The 17,059-nt window shown below is 65.8% G+C and carries 13 protein-coding genes; 10 read left to right on the top strand and 3 right to left on the bottom strand.

Going from position 1 to position 17,059, the window contains the following annotated elements; genetic code table 11:
* Window positions 1-109: 109 nt before the first annotated feature.
* The gene (locus JNE37_RS14785) at window positions 110-973 is read right to left on the bottom strand and encodes a LysR family transcriptional regulator (protein ID WP_203063531.1); all 864 of its coding nucleotides are present in this window, start codon (window positions 971-973) and stop codon (window positions 110-112) included.
* Between the two features lie 85 nt (window positions 974-1,058).
* On the opposite strand from JNE37_RS14785, the gene JNE37_RS14780 reads away from it, so the two are divergent.
* The 4 genes from JNE37_RS14780 to JNE37_RS14765 all read left to right on the top strand — a co-directional run bounded on the left by JNE37_RS14780 (window position 1,059) and on the right by JNE37_RS14765 (window position 5,572).
* A complete protein-coding gene (locus JNE37_RS14780; protein ID WP_035090763.1) occupies window positions 1,059-2,051 on the top strand; it encodes a bile acid:sodium symporter family protein in 993 nt (330 codons plus the stop codon).
* 86 nt (window positions 2,052-2,137) lie between these two features.
* Window positions 2,138-3,727 (top strand): gamma-glutamyltransferase family protein, encoded by a 1,590-nt coding sequence (locus JNE37_RS14775; RefSeq protein WP_203063529.1) that lies wholly within the window; start codon window positions 2,138-2,140, stop codon window positions 3,725-3,727.
* A gap of 22 nt (window positions 3,728-3,749) precedes the next feature.
* A complete protein-coding gene (locus JNE37_RS14770) occupies window positions 3,750-5,036 on the top strand; it encodes an acyl-CoA thioester hydrolase/BAAT C-terminal domain-containing protein (RefSeq protein WP_203063527.1) in 1,287 nt (428 codons plus the stop codon).
* The gene (locus JNE37_RS14765; protein WP_203063524.1) at window positions 5,033-5,572 is read left to right on the top strand and encodes a peptidylprolyl isomerase; all 540 of its coding nucleotides are present in this window, start codon (window positions 5,033-5,035) and stop codon (window positions 5,570-5,572) included. Before JNE37_RS14770 ends, JNE37_RS14765 begins: the two co-directional genes overlap by 4 nt.
* On the opposite strand, the gene JNE37_RS14760 is transcribed toward JNE37_RS14765, so the two are convergent.
* On the bottom strand, window positions 5,573-7,225 hold the full coding sequence (locus tag JNE37_RS14760) for an FAD-dependent oxidoreductase (RefSeq protein ID WP_203063522.1): 1,653 nt from the start codon (window positions 7,223-7,225) through the stop codon (window positions 5,573-5,575).
* 180 nt (window positions 7,226-7,405) lie between these two features.
* On the opposite strand from JNE37_RS14760, the gene JNE37_RS14755 reads away from it, so the two are divergent.
* From JNE37_RS14755 to JNE37_RS14740, 4 genes are all read left to right on the top strand, one after another.
* Window positions 7,406-8,083, top strand: coding sequence for a TetR/AcrR family transcriptional regulator (locus tag JNE37_RS14755; protein WP_035030438.1), 678 nt, complete (start codon window positions 7,406-7,408; stop codon window positions 8,081-8,083).
* Window positions 8,084-8,249: 166 nt separating this feature from the next.
* A complete protein-coding gene (locus JNE37_RS14750) occupies window positions 8,250-10,259 on the top strand; it encodes a hydantoinase B/oxoprolinase family protein (protein ID WP_203063520.1) in 2,010 nt (669 codons plus the stop codon).
* A 1-nt stretch (window position 10,260) separates the two neighbouring features.
* Window positions 10,261-12,354 (top strand): hydantoinase/oxoprolinase family protein, encoded by a 2,094-nt coding sequence (locus JNE37_RS14745; protein WP_203063518.1) that lies wholly within the window; start codon window positions 10,261-10,263, stop codon window positions 12,352-12,354.
* A gap of 32 nt (window positions 12,355-12,386) precedes the next feature.
* Entirely contained in the window at window positions 12,387-13,937 is a 1,551-nt protein-coding gene (locus JNE37_RS14740) for an ABC transporter substrate-binding protein (protein ID WP_203063516.1), read from the top strand.
* A gap of 45 nt (window positions 13,938-13,982) precedes the next feature.
* Here JNE37_RS14740 and JNE37_RS14735 read toward each other — a convergent pair whose 3' ends face one another.
* On the bottom strand, window positions 13,983-14,807 hold the full coding sequence (locus tag JNE37_RS14735; protein ID WP_246513295.1) for a VOC family protein: 825 nt from the start codon (window positions 14,805-14,807) through the stop codon (window positions 13,983-13,985).
* Between the two features lie 218 nt (window positions 14,808-15,025).
* Here JNE37_RS14735 and JNE37_RS14730 point away from each other — a divergent pair, with 218 nt between their 5' ends.
* Together JNE37_RS14730 and JNE37_RS14725 are read left to right on the top strand one after the other, a co-directional pair.
* Window positions 15,026-16,189 (top strand): ROK family transcriptional regulator, encoded by a 1,164-nt coding sequence (locus JNE37_RS14730; RefSeq protein ID WP_052015067.1) that lies wholly within the window; start codon window positions 15,026-15,028, stop codon window positions 16,187-16,189.
* Between the two features lie 59 nt (window positions 16,190-16,248).
* Window positions 16,249-17,046, top strand: a complete 798-nt coding sequence (locus JNE37_RS14725; RefSeq protein WP_052015068.1) for a copper homeostasis protein CutC — start codon at window positions 16,249-16,251, stop codon at window positions 17,044-17,046.
* The last annotated feature ends 13 nt before the right edge of the window (window positions 17,047-17,059 follow it).

Below are 17,059 nucleotides of genomic sequence, written 5' to 3'. Positions count from 1 at the left end.
CCGAAGATGGCATCAGCCGGCAGAGTTCATCCAAGACAAAAGTTATGGCGATTTCCGGTCTGGTGGCCACCAATGAGTTCAAGGGTTGGCGGATTTACCGCCGGCCCCCTCACCCCCGCCCGATGCTTGCCATCAGCGTATCGATCAGCGCGTTGGCGATTGTCTGGCCCCTGCCCGGACCGAGTGCTGCGAATTCGACCTGGCCCAGTGGCGGAAGGCCGCTGGTTTCGGGGATAATGGCGAGGCCCGTGGGCAGGAGGCGGGGGGAGTGGGCGGCTACGCCCATGCCGGCGAGGGCGGCGGCGCGGATGCCGCTGAGACTGCCGCTGGTGCAGACGAGGTGCCAGTCCCGGCTGGCTTCGTTGAGCGCGTTGACGGCAAGCGTTCGGGTGACCGAGGGCGGCGGATAGGCGATGAGCGGCACCGGCACCGAGGGATCGAGGCTGAGGCCGGGGCGACCGATCCAGGCGAGGTTTTCGCGCCAGGCGGTGACGCCGCGACGATCGCCCTGCCGACGCTTGGCGAAGATCACGTCAAGCTGGCCGGAATCGAAACCATCGTAAAGCGCCTGCGAGAGGCCGACGGTGAGTTCGAGGTCGACGTCCGGATATTGCCGGCCGAAGCTGTGGAGCACATCGGAGAGCGCGAGCAGCGCGAAATCCTCGGAGATGCCGAAGCGCATGCGACGGCGCTGGGCGAGGCGGATGAAGTGGCCGCCGAGGCTGTCATGCGCACCGATGACCTGCATGGCGAGATCGAGCGCGGCCGCGCCTTCGGCGGTGAGGGAAACGCTGTGCGTGGTACGCGAAAGCAACCGCCGACCGAGGGCGGCCTCGAGGCGCCGGATGTGCTGGCTGACGGTCGATTGCTGGAGGCCCAGCTCGCGCGCCGCCTGCGAGAAGCTTTCGCAGCGGGCAACTTCGAGAAAGGACCGGAGCCAGCTAGGCTGCAGATCGGGAACGGGCACGGTCATCACAATTCATGATCGGCGATATGTTGCCTATCATGCTTCATTCTTACCGAGCACTGCAATATCCATCTCTGATGGAGACCGGAACATGCTGACCCAGCTCAAACGCTACGGAATTGACCTCTACACGCTGCTGCTGCTAGGCACGGTGGCCCTCGCCATAGTGCTGCCGGCGCGCGGCGCGGCGGCGCCGATCGTGTCGTCGGTGGCCTATTACGCGGTGGCGCTGCTGTTCTTCCTCTATGGCGCGCGACTGAAACTGGAAACGGTCTGGGCCGGGCTGACAGACTGGCGGTTGCAGGGGCTGATGTTCGGCTCGACCTATGTGCTGTTCCCCATCCTGGCGCTGATCCTCGCCTGGACGCTCGGCTCAATGATCGGGCCGGAGCTTTCGGCGGGCATCATCTTCCTCGGCATCCTGCCTTCGACGGTGCAATCCTCGATCGCGTTCACGGGCCTCGCCAAGGGCGATGTGGCGGGCGCGATCTGCGGGGCGACGCTCTCCAACCTGGCCGGTGTCTTCATCACCCCGGCCCTTGCGGCGCTGATGCTGGGGGCGACGGGCGGCGGCTTCAGCTGGCAGGCGGTGGGCAGCATTGCCGTGCAGATCCTGCTGCCGTTCATCCTGGGCATGGTGCTGCGCCGCTTCATCGGCGGCTGGGTCGAAAAACAGCGGATGCTGACGCTGACGGTCGATCGTGGCTCGATCCTTCTCATCGTCTATTCGGCGTTCGGCGCTGGCGTCGTCGCGGGCGTCTGGCAACAGGTGCCGGTGACGGCGCTGCTGACCATCATCGCAGTCGATGCGGTGCTGCTCGCGGTCGTAGTGGTGTGCCTGCGGCTGGCGGGCTCATGGGCGGGCCTCGGCACGCCGCAGCAGACGGCGCTGCTGTTCTGCGGGGCGACCAAGAGCCTGGCCAGCGGATTGCCTATCGCCGTGCTGCTGTTCCCCTCGCAGATCGTGAGCATCGTGGTGCTGCCGCTCATGCTGTTCCACCAGCTGCAATTGCTGGTTTTCGCCTCGGTGGCGCAGCGGCGTCGGCTGCAATTGAGCGAAGCCGGCCTCGCTGCCACGCCTTGAGCGCCATGTGATTCTCGGGGTTTTAAATTGTGCATTTCAAATTATGATTTAGCCTCCAGATGAATCGTTCGGCAGAGGGGCCGCCAATGAACTTCGATCTTCCCTATCCGTCCTCGCGCAGTCCGGTGCTGGGGCGGAACATGGTGGCCACATCCCAGCCGCTGGCGGCGCAGGCCGGCGTGGCGATGCTGGCGCGCGGCGGCACGGCGGCAGACGCCGCGGTAGCCGCTGCCATGGTGATGACCGTGGTCGAGCCGACCGGGTGCGGCGTGGGTTCGGATGCGTTCGCGCTCTATTGGGACGGGCACAAGCTCGAAGGCCTCAATGCCTCTGGGCGTGCGCCGATGGCGTGGACGCCCGACTACTTCGCCGGCCAGAAGGCCATGCCGCAGCGCGGCTGGAACTCGGTGACCGTACCTGGCGTGGTTTCGGCCTGGATCGCGCTGCATGACAAGCACGGGCGACTGCCGCTCGACGTCGTGGCCGAGCCGGCTATTCGCTATGCGCGCGATGGCTTCTCGCTGAGCCCGGTGATCGGCGTGCTCTGGCAGAACGGCGCCAACCAGCTTGCCGCCCAGCCCGGCTTTGCCGATCACTTCATGCCTTCAGGCCGCGCGCCCAGGGCGGGTGAGCTGGTGAAGCGACCGGATCTGGCAGCGACGCTCGAAGATATCGTGGCGACGCGCGGGGACACCTTCTATCGCGGCGCACTGGCCGAGAAGCTGACGGCACACGCCGCGCTCCATGGCGGCGCGATGACCATGAGCGATCTCGATGCGCACCGCGCCGACTGGGTAACGCCGATTTCGACCGGCTTCCGCTACGCGGCGGTGCACGAAATCCCGCCCAATGGCCAGGGCATCGCCACGCTGATCGCGCTCGGACTTCTCGACCCCTTCGATCTCGAAAGCCATCCGGTCGACAGCGTCGAGACCACGCATCTCATGATCGAGGCGATCAAGGTGGCGCTGGCCGATTGCGAGCGGCATGTCGGGGATATCGAGACCATGCGGGTTTCGCCGGACGACCTGCTCGATGCCGACTATCTTGCCGAACGGCGCCGGCTGATCGACCCGAAACAGGCGGGGCTGCCCGCCTATGGCGCGCCGCGGCCGGGAGGGACGATCTACCTCTGCGCGGCGGATGCCGAGGGGCGGATGGTATCGTTCATCCAGTCCAACTACATGGGCTTCGGCTCGGGCGTGGTCGTACCGGGCACCGGCATTGCGCTGCAGAACCGAGGCGCGGGCTTTTCGCTCGAGGATGGGCACCCCAACCAGGTCGGACCGGGCAAGCGCCCGTTCCACACGATCATTCCGGGCTTCGCCACCACGCATGACGGCTCGGCACCGATCATGTCGTTCGGCGTGATGGGCGGGCCGATGCAGTCGCAGGGGCACCTGCAGATGGCGGTGCGCGTGCTGGCCTATGGCCAGAACCCGCAGGCGGCAGCCGATGCGCCGCGCTGGCGGGTGACGGGCGGACGCAAGGTCGTGGTCGAGTCGACGTTCGATCCCGAACTCGCCGAAGGGCTCAAGGCGCTCGGGCACGAGGTCATCGTCGAGACGCCGGACGCGGTGTTCGGCTTTGGCGGCGCGCAACTGATCGTCTGCGGCGAGGATGGCTATATCGGCGGTTCAGACCCGCGCAAGGACGGCCAGGTCGTCGCCTTCTAGAGAGCCGCGGGGAGCAACCAGAATGACATTGACGATTTCCATCACGCCCGAAATCGAGCTCATCGACGTGCCCCGACAGATCCGCGTGAGCGGAGCCCGGCCGGGGAGTGAGGTGACGATCGTTGCGCGCTCCAGCGGACCGGGCGGCAGCGTCTGGCAGGCGGAGGCGACGTTCGCGGCTGACGCCGACGGCACGGTCGATCCGGGTCGAGATGCGCCGGTGCGGGGCGACTATGCCGGTGTGTCGGCCATGGGCCTCATATGGTCACAGCACGAGGCAGAGCCGGCCACCCGCGCCAGGGGCGGCGCGGCTTCGGTGGAAGACGTGGTGACCGAGTTCGCGGTCCATGCGGGCGGCGAAGAGGCTCGCGCCGGCATGACCCAGATATTGGCGGCCAAGGGCGTTACGCGACGGGAAATCCTCGAGGACGGCGTTTCCGGTGTGCTTTACATGCCGGCAACGGACGGGCCGCAACCGGGCGTCGTGATCCTCAACGGCTCGGGCGGCGGCATGAACGAGCCGCGGGCGGCACTCTATGCTTCGCGCGGCTATGCGGCGCTGGCGCTGGGCTATTTCCGGGCGCCGGGGCTGTCGGACTGGATCAACGACGTGCCGCTGGAATATTTCCGCGACGCCTTCGCCTGGTTCCGCCGCAGCGTGGTGCTCAAGGACGATTTCGTCGCCATTACCGGCCAGTCGCGCGGCGGCGAGCTGGTGCTGCTGATTGCGGCGACTTACCCCGAGGCAGTTTCGGCGGTGATGGCCTATGTGCCGGCCTCGTGCGTGCATAGCGCACAGAGCGCGGGCGATCCCGCGAGGGGCCGGCTGGCGGCAACCTGGACGCTCGATGGCAGGCCCCTGCCCCATCTCTGGGACGGAAACCGGACGGGCACCTACCTGCCCTATGACAACGGCCCCGAGCCCAAGCGGCACGAATATGCGCTGCTGACGGCGATGGCCGACCAGGCGGCGGTGGAGCGGGCTCGCATTCCGGTGGAGAAGATCACGGCGCCTGTGCTGCTGCTCAACGGCACTGACGACGGCTGGTGGCCCACGGACTACCATTGCGACCTCATCGTCGAGCGCATGCGCGGCGCCGGGCGGCATGTCGAGCGGCTGCGTTTTGAGGACGCGGGACACTCGATCCTCTTCCCCTACGTGCCGACTACTGTCATTACCGCGGCGCACCCGGTGTCGGGCATCGTCTCGACCAGCGGCGGCACGCCGGCGGCCAATGCCCGCGCCAACGCCGAAAGCTGGGCCGGTGTGCTCGATTTTCTGAACCGCGTGCAGAAGAAGGACGCATGATGGCAAGCAATGAACTGACGAAAGTGATCGTCGAGACCGAACTGGGCGCGGTGACCCTGGGCATCGACGAGGCGCACGCCCCGATCTCCGCCGGCGCCTTCCTCGCCTATGTCGACAAGGGCCTGCTCGACGGCACGACGATCTATCGCATCGTCAACCAGATCAACCAGGCGCCCGAGATCGTGCACCGCATCGAGGTGATCCAGTGGGGTCATACTTTCGGCGCCGATGATCCGCTGCCGTTCCCCCCGATTCCGCACGAGCCGACCTCGGTGACGGGCCTGCGCCATCAGCGCGGCACCATCTCGATGGCGCGCCGCGAAGTCGGCACGGCGGGACATGCCTATTTCTTCTGCGTGGGCGGCGACCTCGAAAGCCTCGATTTCGGCGGCGGCCGCAATCCCGACCGCCAGGGCTTTGCCGCCTTCGGCCAGGTGATCGACGGCTGGGACGTGATCGACGCCATCTACAACAGCGCCGAGCCCATCGAATACATGAAGTCCCCGCTCAAGGTGACGAGCGTTCGTCGCGCCTGATCAGGCGCTTTCGAGCACGCTATCTGCAGGCAGGGCGCCGGTTTCGCGCGCCCGCCGCACCATATCCCCGGCGCAGAGATATCCCCAGCTCATGAAGGGTCCGAGCGTCGTGCCGGCGCCGACGCCGCGCGTGCCGATGGGGTTGGCCATCGAGGCGCCGGCCGCATAGAGGCCATCGATCACCGAGCCATCGGCGCGGAGCACCCGGCCCTGGGCGTCGGTCTGGGGGCCACCCTTGGTGGACATGATCGAGGGATTGAAGCGCACGGCGATGAAGGGCGCCTTGACGATGGGTTCGAGCCCCGCGCGTTTGCGCTTGTCGGCCTTCTGGTGGGCACGGGTCTGGCCGCGGCCGAAATCGGCATCGACGCCGGTGCCGGCAAAGCCGTTGAAACGCTCGACCGTTGCGGCGAGAACTGCGGGATCCATGCCGATCTTTGCCGCCAGCGCCGGGATGGTCGGCGCCTTGACCATCCAGCCGGGTACGAGCCGCGAGAAAAAGCGGACGAGCGGCGCTTTCCAGAGATAGCGCGCATCGGTGATGACGTAGGCCGGCAGGTGCAGGGCCTCGCCGGTGGCAGGATCGCGCGCGACAAGGGCTTCGCCCAGATTGACGTGCAGCTCATCCCAGAAGCGCTGGCCGTGACGATTGACGACGATGGCGTTTTCCTCGGCGTGATAGGGGACGGGCATGCCATGCAGCCGGCCTTCGTAGCGCCGGGGAATGGCGGCGGTGACATTGGCCTGGTCCATCTGGCCGAGCGCTGCGCCGACGGCTTCCGCCATGCGCTGGCCGTCGCCGGTATTGCCCTGCGAGGAGCCACGGAATTGCAGCGGGGCGACGAGGTACTGCCGAGCCATGTCCTCGTTCCACTCGAAGCCGCCGGTGGCGATGAGCACGCCGACGCGGGCGCGGATGGTCTGGCGCTGCCCCTTGTGCTCGATGATCGCACCGGTGACGCGGTTATTCTCGACGATGAGCTCAACGCCCTTGGCATGGGTCGCAAGCCTCACGCCGGCATCCTGGCAGCCACGGACGAGGCCGAGCATCAGGGCCGTACCCTTCCCCGCCGTCAGCGTGAGGATACGGGGCAGGATGCGTGGGAGGAGGCCGAGCGTGGTGCTGACCGGCTTGTGGTAGAGATCGGTCTCCAGCACTTCGTGGTAGGTGAAGATCTCCGGCAGGGTCGAGCCGCGGACGCGGAAGGCGTCGCGGCGGGCGGCGAAACGGCTCAGCGGGAGCACGGACATCATGCGACCGCGGGCGCGCGAGCCGGGTACGTCCATATAGGGATCGGGCTCGCCGGTGAGCTTGAACCTGAGCGGCGTCCTGGCTTCGAGCAGGCGCAGCATGGCGGGGCCAGCCTCGAGCAGGGCGCGCCAATGATCGGGAAAACTCCAGCCCTGCGGCGCGACGGCGCTGACATAGCCAAAGGCCTCATCGATGCTGTCGGCAATGCCTTCCCGCGAGGCGAGGTGATTGGCGGCAACCCAGATGCCGCCGGCGGACATGGCGCTGGTGCCGCCGAGCTTGCCGGTCTTCTCGCAAACCAGCACGTTGAGGCCGGCGCCGGCGGCGCGAAGAGCCGCGACAAGCGCGGCGCAGCCCGAGCCCAGGACCAGGACGTCCACTTCACTCTCAAGCGCGCTCATCCCGATCCTCTACATGCCGCCGCAATTCAATTGTCTATATCAAATAGTCAATTGAATTTGCCTGCGCAAGCGGCTTGCACCCTTATGCGGTTGCGAATATGTCCATGGAAAGCCTAGCTATCTGCCGGTTCCGCCCGTCGGAACGGCCATTTACTGCGATCTGGGGAGGACGAACCGGTGATGGAGCACGACAGCCAGACCCAGCAGGCCGATACACGCGCGCGTATCCTCCATGCCGCGGTGGAGGTCTTTGCCAATCGCAGCTTCGAAAGCGCCACGCTAAAGGAAATCACCGAGGCGGCAGGAGCCAACATCGCGGCGGTGAATTATTACTTCCGTTCCAAGGACGAACTGATCCGCCAGGTCATGGCGAGCCTGCTCGGCCGCATGACCCGGGCCCGCGACGTGGCACTGACGGCCTATGAAAAATCCGTCGCCAATGGCGGCAAACCGGGCCTCGAGCCGCTGCTGGACGCGCTGATCCGGCCGATGGTGCAGCTCGGGCTCGCCAACCCGCACGGCGCGGCCAATATCAGCCTGCTCATGCAGGCGCGCGTCAGCCCGGCAGTGCCGGCGGACCTCTCCAGCGCCGAAGACGACACCATCCACGAGCGCTTTATCGGCGCCCTCACCCGCCTGCTGCCGCAACTCTCCCGCAAGGAAATCATCTGGCGCTATGATTGCGCCCGCGGCGCCATGGTCTTCGTGCTGGCCGACGTCTCGCCCAATATCCGACAGATCGTGCGCTTGGCCGACACCGCGCGGCAGGCGGACGAAGAAACCATCGTGCGCGAGCTCATCGCCTTCATTTCCCAAGGCTTTCTGGCCTCGAGCGCCGGCACCGAGCTGGCCGGCTAAAGCCCTGCCGGGCCGCGATTCCGGCCTTCGCGCGCTCCGTTTCGGAACCACCTGGATCAGAAGGAAAAATTTGCGGAAGGCGCCTTCGAGGCGCAACGAATGCTACTTGATCGCCCCAGATTAAAATGCAAATTTAAATTATGGATTTGTGTCACGAGGGGGCGTCATGGTTCTGGATGCTGTCGAGCTGGAAATCGTCAGTCGCAAGCTCTCTGCGATCACCGACGAGATGTATTTCGCCATCCAGCGCGCCTCCCGCTCTGCCTATGTGAAGGAAGCCGCCGACTTCGCTACGGCGATCCTGGATGTGGAGGGCAATGTCTTCGCCTATCCGCCCTCGGCCTCCTTCGCCTTCCTCGTCGATTGCAACTATCGCACCACCATCGAGGCCGTGCCCGATCTCGAACCGGGCGACGTCATCATCACCAACGATCCCTATCGTTCGGCGGGCCTCGCCACGCACCTGCCCGACGTCAACCTCATCCGCCCACTCTTCCATGAGGGCAGGATCGTCGCCTATGCATGGTCCTTCGTGCATTGCGCCGATATCGGCGGAGCGGTGCCCTCCTCGATGTCGCCGGCCCTGACCGAGATTTTCCAGGAAGGCCTGCGCATCCCGCCCATGAAGCTCTTCCGCAAGGGCGTGGCCAACGAAGACCTGCTCGACCTCATCAAGCTCAATTCGCGCGTGCCCGACATCACCGTGGCCGACCTGCGCGCCATGGCCGGCGCACTGGCGCTGGGCGAGGCGCGGCTGGGTGAGTTCATCGGCCAGATCGGCGTCGCGGAATTCCACGGCCACGTCAGGGCCGTGCAGGATTATGCCGAGCTGCGCGCCCGCGACATCCTGCGCAAGATCCCGGACGGCGACTACGAATTCTGGGACTATATGGACGACGACATGGTCTCGCGCATCCCCGTGCGGGTGCGTGTAAAGGTGTCGATCCGCGATGGTCTGGTGGCGCTCGACCTCTCCGGCACCGATCCCCAGGTCAAGACCTCCTATAACGTCCCCTCGGCCGGCCAGCGCATGTATTGGCTGACCTTCCGCCTCACCGGCTTCATCACGACGCAGGCGCCGGATATCCCAAAGAATGCCGGCATCTACCGCAATGTCTCGGTCATCAACCCGCCGGGCACCGTGCTCAATGCCGAATTCCCCGATGCCGTGAACCTGCGCGCTTCGGCGCCCTACCGGCTCTTCGACAGCATCAATGGCGCCTTCATCAAGGCAGTGCCCGACCTCATGCCCGCCGCCACCGGCGGCACCATCATTCCCTTCGCCTTTGCCGAGGCGCTGGAGGATGGCACCCGCAAGGTCGAAGTCGTGCAGCCGATGAAGACCGGCATGGGCGCGATGCGCGGCCGCGACGGCGTCGATGCGCGCGACAACTCCCTCAACAACATGCGCAACCACCCGCTCGAAACGGTCGAGGGGCATAGCGCACTGGTGGTCACCGAATACGACATCCGCCCCGATAGCGGCGGGCCGGGCCAGTGGCGCGGCGGCGTCGGGCAGATGATCACCGTCCGCTCGATGACCGATAGCGGCGTCGTCGTTGCCCGCGGCATGGAGCGCCTGCGCTTCCCGCCCTACGGCATTTTCGGCGGCAAGCCCGGCGCGACGCTGATCTCGATCTTCAATCGCGGCAAGAGCAATGAGCGGATCATTGCCAAGATCCACGAACTGCACATGGCCAAGGGCGATACGCTGACCCTGATGATGCCGGGCGGTGGTGGCTATGGCGACCCGTTCCTGCGCGAGCCCGCGCTGGTGCTGGCCGACGTGCTGGATGGCTTCGTCACGCCGGAGGCCGCCTATATCGACTATGGCGTCGTCATTCGCGACGGGGCGATCGACGAGGCGCAGACGCGCACCGTGCGCAGCACCCGCAACGCCGCGCCCGCCGCAGATTTCGATTTCGGCCGCTTCCGTGAGCTCTGGGAGGCGGTGTTCGACGATCCCTCGATGCTCGAACTCAACCGTCGCCTGATGCGCCTGCGCAAATCGAGCCGCCATACGCTGCGCCGCAAGCTGTTCGAAACGGTGCTGCCCGAACTGGCCGACCCGGCGGCGATCGACCTGACCGGCCCGCTCCTCCAGACCGACCTCCTGCGCACGCGCTTCGCCGAAGCGCTCGACGCACTGCTGCCGGCCATCGAGAAGGCCTCCTGACATGACCGACCAGTCTCCGATCCACCCCCAGACCGGCTGCCGCATTGGCATCGACGTGGGCGGCACCTTTACAGATTTCGTGCTGGCCGATGCCGCCACCGGCGCCATCACCATCTTCAAGGAACCGAGCGTTCCGCAGGACCCTTCCGCCTCCGTCGAGCGTGGCCTGCCCAAGCTGCTCGAACGCGCCGGGCGTCGCCCTGAGGACGTGCGCCTCATCGTTCACGGCACCACCATCGGCCTTAACGCCGTCATCCAGCGGCGCGGCGCCCGGATGGGGCTGGTGGTATCGCGCGGCATGCGCGGCGTCCTCGAAATCGGCCGCAGCCAGATGCCGAACGCCTTCTCTTACCTGGTGGACAAGGAAGAGCCGCTGGTGCGCCGCCGCCTCGTCCTCGAAACAGCCACGCGCATTCTCGAAGACGGCTCGGTCGAGGAGTCCGCCACCGATGCTGAACTCGACGCCATCGCCGATACGTTCCGCGCCGCCGGCGTCGAAGCGGTGGGCATCCTGCTCCTCCATTCCTATCGCCGCCCCGATGTCGAACTCGACCTCGCCGCGCGCCTCAAGCAGCGCCTGCCCAATGTCGAGGTGACCGCCTCCGCCGCCATCTGGCCCGAACAGCGCGAATATGAGCGCGGGCTCGTCGCCCTGATGAACGCCTATGTGCAGCCCATCATGTCGAGCTATCTCGAACGGCTCGACCGCCGCGTCAAAGCCCTGGGCATAGCCGCGCCGATCTACATCACCGCCAATAATGGCGGCACGCTGAGCCTCGCCACCGCTGCCGAGCGCCCCATCGATACGCTGCTCTCCGGCCCCGCTTCCGGCGTCGTCGCTGCCGCCGTCTCGGCCAGCGCTTCGGGCGTCGATCGCGTCGTCACCGTCGATATGGGCGGCACCTCCGCCGATATGTCGGTCATCGTCGCGGGCGAGCCCGAAATGACCAACAGCACCCATATCGGCGATTTTCCCATCATCCTGCCGGTGGTCAACGTCTCGGCTATCGGCGCCGGTGGCGGCTCCATCGTCTGGGTCGACGATTACGGTGTCCTCAAGATCGGTCCGGCCTCGGCCGGCGCCGATCCGGGCCCGGTCTGCTACGGCCGCGGCGGCACCGAGCCCACCGTGACCGATTGCTATCTCGTCTCCGGCTTCATCGATCCCGAGCGCTTCGTCGGCGGCCGCATGCGACTCGATATCGAAGCCGCCCGCGCCGCGCTCGATCGCATCGGCGCCCGCATCGGCCTGCCCGAAGGTCCCGATCGCGCCGCCCGCGCCGCCGAAACCGCCTTGCGCGTCACCACTGCCGTGATGACCGCCGAGCTCTCCAAGGGCATCGCCCAGCGCGGGCAGGATCTGCGCTCCTTCACCTTGCTGCCCTTCGGCGGCGCTGGCCCCACCCAGGCCAACCTCATTGCCGACACGGCCGGGCTTTCCCGCATGATCGTCCCCGCGCGCCCCGGCACGCTCTGCGCCCTCGGCGCCATCATGGCCGACGTCAAGCGCGACTATGTCCGCACCGCCTTCTTCGATCTGTCCGAGGATGCCACGGCCGGTGCGCACATCGCCGAACTCGTCTCCGGCCTCGCCAGGGATGCGGGCACCTGGATCGATGGCGAGGGCGACCTGCTCACCCGCCACGATTTCCTCGTCTCGTTCGACATGCGCTACCACGGCCAGGCCTTCAACCTGCCGGTCGCGGCGCAGTGGAATGGCGAGAGCGTCGATATCGCTGCCGCCATCGAGGATTTCCATCGCGCCCACGAGCGGCTCTACCATTTCCGCGACCTTGAGGCCTCGGTGGAGATCACCACCATCCGCCTGCGCGTCACCGGCTATGTCGAGTCCATCCGCAGCGCCGCCGCCGGCAGCGAGCGCACGGCTCCGGCGCTGGGCGCGCGCGACCTTTACTGGAAGGGCGTGGCCCACCGCGCCACCGTGCTTTCACGCAACAGCCTCGCCATCGGCGACACGTTCGAGGGATCCGCCATTCTCGAGCAGGAGGACACCACCATCGTCGTCCTGCCGGGCTGGCATGGACGTGTCGATCCCGCCGGCAATCTCATCATCGATAAAGCCGGCCCTCGCTGAGGCCCGGTCGACCTTCTAGGGGAGGAGACAACATGACCCTGAAACTACGCCTGCATTCCCTGCTGCTGGGAACCATCGCCTCGCTGTGCCTGGGCGCGCCCGCGGCCCTGGCGGACCTGGTGAATCCGCCCGAGACGGTACGCGTCGGCCTCGACGTCGATTCCCTCTCGCTCGATGCGCGCCTCGCCGCCGAAACCACGAGCTATCGTCTCGACGACCTACTCTATGACGGCCTTGTGCGCCTGGATGAAAACTTCCAGCCCAAGCCGGCCCTCGCCACGAGCTGGGAAACGCCCGATCCGCTGACGCTGATCTTCCACCTGCGCGAAGGCGTCAAGTTCCACAACGGCCAGCCGCTGACGGCGGACGATGTGGTGTTCACCTACACCACCATGGTCGATCCCAATCTCAACGCCCGCTCGCGCTCGCTCTACGAGCCTATCGACGGCGTGACGGCGCTTGATGAGCACACGGTGCAGTTCAAGCTCAAGGAGCCCTATGCGCCGCTGTTCTCCTACCTCGATCTCGGCATCCTTCCCCGCGCTGCGGCCGAAGGTAATGCCGAGTTCGGTTCCGCCCCCATCGGAACCGGCCCCTTCAGGTTCGATAGCTGGCTCCGCGGCAGCCAGATCAACCTCGTAGCCAACCCCGATTACTGGGGTGGCGAACCCGCCGTGAAGAAGATCGAGGCCATCGTCGTCGGCAACGGCTCAGCCCGCGCCCAGGCCATGGAAGCCGGCGATCTCGACCTCATCTATAGCCCGCTGCCGCCCGCCGAAGTTGGCACGCTCTCGGCCAATGCCAAGCTCAGCCATAGCGTCGTGCCGTCGGTGTCGTTCATCTACGTGAACTTCAACACCGCCGATCCGCTGCTCTCCGATCCGGCCATGCGCACGGCTCTCGCCAAGCTCATCGACCAGGCGACAATCGTCGACCAGATCTATGGCGGGCTCGATCAGGCCGCCGCCTCGATCCTGATGCCGGCTTTCCCCTGGGCTTATGACGCCTCCGTCACCCAGCCCACTTTCGATGTCGAAGCCGCCATGGCCGAACTCGATGCCCTGGGCTGGAAGGTCGGCGCCGACGGCATCCGCGCCAAGGACGGCAAGCAGCTCGCGCTCACCATCGGCACCAATTCGGAAGATGCCGAGCGCGTGCAGTCGATCGAATACATCCAGAACGTCTTCACCTCGGCCGGCATCAAGACCGAGCTGCAGGCCGTCGACTACCCGACCTTCATGAAGGGCAACCAGGGCAAGACCTACCAGATCTCGTTCCTGAGCTGGGGCAACCTCGTCGACCCCGACCGCGCCATGTATGGCCAGCTCCATACTGGCGGCAATTTCAACTGGGGCAGCTATTCAAACCCCGTCGTCGATGCCGCGCTCGAAAAGGGCCGCAGCGAAAGCGCGCCCGAAGCCCGCGCCGCCGCCTACAAGGACGCCGCCACGCAGATCGCCAAGGACCTGCCTTACTACATCGTCGCTCACCAGCGGCTGCACGCCTTCACGTCGGAAAAGCTCAAGGGCTTCGAGCCGGATGCGCGCGGCTTCCTGACGGACCTCGCCGCCCCCGCCAAATAATCCTTCGCGGCCCCGCCTCCCAAGGGCGGGGCTGCCTCCTTCCGCTCAGTCCTGCGCGACGAAGCGCAGGATGAGCCCCGCCGCCTCGTCGGCGTCGACCTGAACCCAACCCGCTCCACGCTCGAAGGGAACGCCGCCCGCCTCAAGGCAGGCCGCTGTCTGGGCAATGTCGCGGGAGCGCAATTCCAGCCCCACCATCCGCATGTTCTGGCCGAGAGGACCCGGCAGCTCACGCACACCGAAATGCGCCGCTATCGCCTCGGCCGGCGCAAATCGCAGGCAGGTGTTCCCTGCGCGCACAACGCCCTCGGCCTCGCGCGCCAACCCCGGCGCGGCCGCGAGCATGTCGGGAATGGCGGACGGCCCGGTGGTCACGACGAACGCGCCGGCAATGCCCGTGACGCCGTTCGGATGATCCTGATATTCGCTGCGCCAGATCAGTTCCGGCGTCTTGTGCTGGCAGAAGAAAATGCGCCCATTGGCGACCGCCTTGCGATCGAGCTGGAAAGTGCGGAACGCGGCTTCGTGCTGCACGCCATCGATCTCGACCGGCCGCGAAAAGTCCTTGCAGGCTTCCACGGCAACGCCCGCCTCCGCCATCGCCGCATGCAACCCCGCCGCATCCTGCGTCCGCAACGCCAACCCGGTCAGCCCAGCAGGATGCTCCCAAAGCTCCGCCCGCTTCTCACGCTCGCCCGGCGCATAGCCGAGGAGTTCGAGATAGTCGCTGCCGAAGACGGCCAGATGATTGATCGACCCCAGCGTATGATAGCCACGCGGCGTCAGCCGGAATCCCAGCTGCTCATAGCGCGCCGCCGCCTCCTTCATCCCTCCAAGGACATTGACGACGGCATGGTCGAAGACGGTCAAGGCAGGCTCCTGGTCTCTGGATTTGGATTGCTACCCTAGGAGATTCGAGACCGCCAGCGTATCCCTCGACGCGCCACAACAGCCGCAAAGCTGGTTCAGATTGAACGGCTCCAAGGCACAATCTAATTCACATAGTGTAAGATAATCCTTGTTTTAGTTCACTGACGGTCATATGTATCCCCGATAACCGGTATAGCAATTCATCAATTGGGTGGTTCTTGCTCACATCATCCAAACGCGCGATTCTTCAGACGCTGATCGACCGTGGCCCGCTCAGCCGCGCTGCCATTGCAGAAATTCTCGGACTCAGCCGTGCCGCCCTCTCCGGGCTGAGTGGAGAACTCATCGACGCCGGTATCCTCCGCGAGGCCGAAACCAGCTATGGCAGCAGCAGGCTTGGGAGACCATCGATCCTGCTCGAGATCAATGCGAGCCATGGCTATCTGGTGGGGATGTCCATCGAGCAGTTTGGCTGTCCAATGGTGCTCGCCGACCTGCACGGCACGGTGCTTGCCCAGGTCATCCTGCCCGCGACGCGGGTGCCCGAAGAGGTCGTCGACATCATCGAGGAAGGGCTCCCTGCGCTATTGAGCATGGCGGGTGTTGATCGGGCGAGTGTACTGGGGCTCAGTGTCGCTCTGTCCGGTTTCGTCAATCACTCACAAAGCGTCTGCCTGCAGTCTGCAATCCTCGGCTGGGCAGATGTGCCGCTCGCGCGAATGGTCGAGGAACGTGTCGGCCTTCCGACCTCTCTGGAAAACAACGCCAATGCCGCAGCAGTGGGCGAGAAACTGTTCGGCCGGGGCAAGGAGCAGGTAAACTTCAGCGTCGTGACGTTCGGGGAGAGCATTGGCTGCTCCCACTACATCGACGGTAGGCTTTATCGCGGCCATGCGGGCGGTGCCGGCGAACTCGCGCACTGCACCATTGAGCTCGACGGCATACCCTGCCGCTGCGGCAAGCGCGGTTGCCTCGATACCATTGCCTCTCGGCACGCCGTCGTCTCTGCGGCACACGCTGCAACGCTACCGGCCGAAAGCCCTCAGGAGATCGAGGAACTGGCCAAGACCGGCAATCCCGCCGCCATCGGCATCCTGCACCGCGCGGGCAATGCCCTGGGCCTGGCGATTTCGCACCTTATCCAGCTGAACAACCCCGAGCGCATTGTTATTGCTTCGGTCGATGGCGCGGTGGGCGGCCTCTTTCGTACGGTAACCAAGCAGGCGATCGACGCATACGTGCTGCCCCAGCTCGGCTCGGTAACCGACATTCGCTTCGATGACGTCGATGAAATTTTCTGGGCTCGCGGCGCGGCCGCCATTGCGGCACATCGCTATCTTATTGGGGCCGGCGGCGCCAAGGGGTCCAGAGACGCAGCCTGACAACACCCCCCTGAAACCAAGTATTTGACGGCGCAAAGGTCGCCGCAAGGAGATGGACCATGACGCGAGGCAATGCGACCTCTCTTGCCTCACACAACGGATCGGACCTGCATGGCATTCCGGTAGTTGAAATCTGTGTCGAGGGCCTGGATGGGCTGTTGGCGGCCCAGCGCGGAGGCGCCGACCGTGCCGAGCTCTGCGCCAGTCTTGTCGAGGGTGGAATCACGCCCAGCATGGGGACCGTCAAGCAGGCGCTGCGCCTGGCCAAAATCCCATTCTACACGATCGTTCGGCCGCGAGGCGGCGACTTCCTCTACTCGGAAACCGAATTCCAGACGATGCTCGATGACGTCGAGATGCTGCGCGAGATTGGCGCACCAGGCATCGTCATCGGCTGCCTGACGGCGGATGGCCGCATTGATGAGGAGCGCATGAAGGCTCTCGCGTCCAAGGCCGGCAACATGCAGATAACCTGCCATCGCGCCTTCGATATGACGGCCGATCCGCACGAGGCGCTTGAGGCGCTCATTCGATGCGGAGTTCATCGGGTGCTCACGAGCGGCCAGCGAAATTCTGCCCTCGAAGGCGCGGCCCTGACGGCGGCGCTTGTCGAGCAGGCGGGCGACCGCATCATCGTCATGGGATGCGGGCGGCTGAACGTTGACAATATCGCTGAGGTGCGGCGGCTCACGGGCCTGCGGGAGATGCATTTTTCCGCCCCCATGCAGCAGCCGAGCGCGATGATCTATCGCAACCTGCAAGTTGGCATGGGCGGCACGGACGCGGATCGCGAATATCGCTCGACCGTCACCAACCCCGATGCAGTGCGCGCCACGATCGCCGCAGCACGAGCGTAAGGCTCAGCCCACG

Source organism: Paradevosia shaoguanensis, assembly GCF_016801025.1.
Lineage (GTDB): Bacteria > Pseudomonadota > Alphaproteobacteria > Rhizobiales > Devosiaceae > Paradevosia > Paradevosia shaoguanensis.
The sequence above is the reverse complement of the archived record's forward strand: the minus strand, read 5'-3'. Positions and strand labels throughout refer to the sequence as shown.

What these genes read in the sequence shown, in the direction of transcription:
- JNE37_RS14785 (WP_203063531.1), bottom strand. Translation starts at nt 973, where the DNA reads ATGACCGTGCCCGTTCCCGATCTGCAGCCTAGCTGGCTCCGGTCCTTT.
- JNE37_RS14780 (WP_035090763.1), top strand. Translation starts at nt 1,059, where the DNA reads ATGCTGACCCAGCTCAAACGCTACGGAATTGACCTCTACACGCTGCTG.
- JNE37_RS14775 (WP_203063529.1), top strand. Translation starts at nt 2,138, where the DNA reads ATGAACTTCGATCTTCCCTATCCGTCCTCGCGCAGTCCGGTGCTGGGG.
- JNE37_RS14770 (WP_203063527.1), top strand. Translation starts at nt 3,750, where the DNA reads ATGACATTGACGATTTCCATCACGCCCGAAATCGAGCTCATCGACGTG.
- JNE37_RS14765 (WP_203063524.1), top strand. Translation starts at nt 5,033, where the DNA reads ATGATGGCAAGCAATGAACTGACGAAAGTGATCGTCGAGACCGAACTG.
- JNE37_RS14760 (WP_203063522.1), bottom strand. Translation starts at nt 7,225, where the DNA reads ATGAGCGCGCTTGAGAGTGAAGTGGACGTCCTGGTCCTGGGCTCGGGC.
- JNE37_RS14755 (WP_035030438.1), top strand. Translation starts at nt 7,406, where the DNA reads ATGGAGCACGACAGCCAGACCCAGCAGGCCGATACACGCGCGCGTATC.
- JNE37_RS14750 (WP_203063520.1), top strand. Translation starts at nt 8,250, where the DNA reads ATGGTTCTGGATGCTGTCGAGCTGGAAATCGTCAGTCGCAAGCTCTCT.
- JNE37_RS14745 (WP_203063518.1), top strand. Translation starts at nt 10,261, where the DNA reads ATGACCGACCAGTCTCCGATCCACCCCCAGACCGGCTGCCGCATTGGC.
- JNE37_RS14740 (WP_203063516.1), top strand. Translation starts at nt 12,387, where the DNA reads ATGACCCTGAAACTACGCCTGCATTCCCTGCTGCTGGGAACCATCGCC.
- JNE37_RS14725 (WP_052015068.1), top strand. Translation starts at nt 16,249, where the DNA reads ATGACGCGAGGCAATGCGACCTCTCTTGCCTCACACAACGGATCGGAC.